The organism is Acidithiobacillus sp. TH-A35 (assembly GCF_057473505.1).
In genome coordinates this window covers 1-2,389 of the sequence record NZ_JBYCKR010000252.1, presented here as the reverse complement: position 1 = coordinate 2,389, position 2,389 = coordinate 1, and the positions used below count along the sequence as shown (strand labels likewise).

The window sequence follows — 2,389 nt, the reverse complement described above, 5'->3', positions numbered from 1 at the left end:
AAAGATGAAGGAAGCCGTCGGCGACGTACATCAAACAGTGGATCATCAGGTCAAAGGGCGTGTTCACCACGTCACCGGCGTCAGGAAAATACTGTCGTTGGCATCTGTGGTCACGCAAGCCGTTTTTAGCGGCCGGGCCATACAGGAAGTCCTCTTTAGCAGTAGACGGGAGGAGCGGCGGCTCCTAAAGACCATTCGGGAGGTGAACCCGGACGTCATCTACTTTGACACCGTCCGGTGCGCGTCGCTTGTGCGCGCCGCAAGGAGGCACGGCACTGGTGTGCGTTTACTTGTGGATTTTGATGATCTGATGTCCAGGCGTTATAGCGAACATGCTGCCCATGTGTCCCAGCAGGGGCTCCAGCTTGGATATCTGGAAAAAAAAGTCGGGCGTAAATTGAGTCGGATAATGAACAGACTACCTATCTCCGGGTGGGTGGTGAAGCGCGAGGCGGCGGCACTGGAGAGGACCGAGGTAGAACTCGTATCCATCGCCGACCGAATTATTCTGGCCTCCCCTACCGAGGCGACGATTCTGGAAAGCCGGATCCACGCCGGTCGCGGATCGGTGGGCTTTATTCCCCAGTCGTTTCATGCGATTTCTCCAGCGAAGACCCTGGTGACACCTTATCGCTTCATTTTTGTCGGTAGCGATTCTCAACTGCAAAACGCCTTGGCGATCGATTATCTGCTTCGAATCTGGACGGATCTTCGGCCACACGCCCCACTGGTCATATTTGGGCGTCAGCGCCGCTACCTCCCTGTGGTAGAAAATGTGCAATTTTCAGGATATGAACCTGCATTCGAGCGCATTTATACCAATACCAGCATTATGCTTGTACCGGCCAAGCTTGCTGGTGGCATCAAAACCAAGGTGCTGGAGGCTTTGGCCTACGGTGTGCCTGTGGTGACGAACCCCATGGCGGTGGAGGGGTTGCCGGAGCAGATTGCTCATCTGGAGATGGTGGCGACCGAAACACAGTTGTGCGATATTATCACCCATCCGGAGTCTTACATCGACCGACTGACCGCGTCTTGTGAACAAGCGAGGGCCATTTTGTCGGAGCACTGGGGCCCCGACGCTTACCGGCAAAAGCTCTACCGCGCGATACTGGGGCAGGGTGACTTGCTCTAACTTCGGGGAGAAACCGCGAATGATTGTACGTGCCAGAGCGCCCTTACGTCTTGGTCTTGCCGGCGGGGGCACGGATCTTTCACCCTTTTGTGATGTGCATGGCGGGTATGTGCTGAATGCCACCATTGATCGTTACGCCTATGCCGTGATCCGGGTGTTGGACGAGCCTTGCGTGCGTTTCCTGGCGACGGATCTGCGGGTTGAGGAGCGCTTGCCGCTCTCTGAGCCGATTGCCTTGGATGGACAGCTCAATCTGCACAGGGCGGTCTACAACACTATGATGCAGCATTACCACGATGGTCAGCCTATGGCCCTAGAGTTGAGCACTTTCTGCGATGCGCCTGCGGGTTCTGGCCTGGGGTCCTCTTCCACGCTCGTGGTGACCATGATCCGGGCCTTTGGCGAGCTGCTGAATCTGCCCATGGATGATTACGCCATCGCCCAACTCGCCTTCCAAATCGAACGGGTGGATTGCGGCCTTCAAGGCGGGCGGCAGGACCAGTACTCGGCCACTTTCGGCGGTTTCAACTTCATGGAGTTTTTTGCCGAAAATCGGGCGGTCATCAACCCGCTACGCATTAAAAATTACATCATCTGTGAATTGGAGGCGTCCCTGGTGTTGTTCTATACCGGGGTGTCGCGTGAATCGGCCAAGATCATCGCGGACCAGAGCCGGAATATGGAAGGCGGTTCCCACGACGCCATGGAAGCAATGTATGGCTTGAAGCAGGAAGCGCTGGTGATGAAAGAATGCCTGCTCAAAGGCGATTTCAACGGAATCGTGGAATCCATGCGCATGGGGTGGGAGAATAAAAAGCGTTCGGCGGGCACAGTGTCCAACCCGCACATTGATGAGATATATCATTCGGTAATTGAGGCCGGGGCACTCGCCGGTAAGATATCGGGTGCAGGCGGGGGCGGATTCATGATGTTCTTCGTGCCCCCGGATCGCCGGATGGATGTGGTACGTACCCTCGACCAATTTGCAGGACTGGTCAGCAATTGCCATTTCACCAAGAATGGCACACAGGCATGGAGGCTCTGATGCGATCCTATATCCGGTCGCAACTGGCTGGCGCGCAGTGTCTCCTCGAAAGCATGGCGTGCGATACCTTGTTACAAGAGCGCGTGCAGACCGCTGCGGAGGTCTGCATCTGCTGCCTGCGCCAAGATGGGAAAATACTTCTCGCAGGTAACGGGGGGAGCGCGGCGGATGCCCAGCATATCGCGGCCGAACTGGTAAGCCGCTTTGCC

Annotated in this window: 3 protein-coding genes; all 3 read left to right on the top strand. The window is 56.3% G+C overall.

The features are described 5' to 3' along the window. Positions 1-1,135, top strand: a 1,135-nt coding sequence (locus tag AC2VNK_RS08470) for a glycosyltransferase (protein ID WP_486883451.1), incomplete at its 5' end; no start/stop codon positions are given. 19 nt (positions 1,136-1,154) lie between these two features. Further along, entirely contained in the window at positions 1,155-2,180 is a 1,026-nt protein-coding gene (locus tag AC2VNK_RS08465; RefSeq protein WP_486883450.1) for a GHMP family kinase ATP-binding protein, read from the top strand. Beyond that, a partial coding sequence (locus AC2VNK_RS08460) for an SIS domain-containing protein (RefSeq protein ID WP_486883449.1) occupies positions 2,168-2,389 on the top strand: 222 nt, incomplete at its 3' end. The genes AC2VNK_RS08465 and AC2VNK_RS08460, both read left to right, overlap by 13 nt.

What these genes read in the sequence shown, in the direction of transcription:
- AC2VNK_RS08465 (WP_486883450.1), top strand. Translation starts at nt 1,155, where the DNA reads ATGATTGTACGTGCCAGAGCGCCCTTACGTCTTGGTCTTGCCGGCGGG.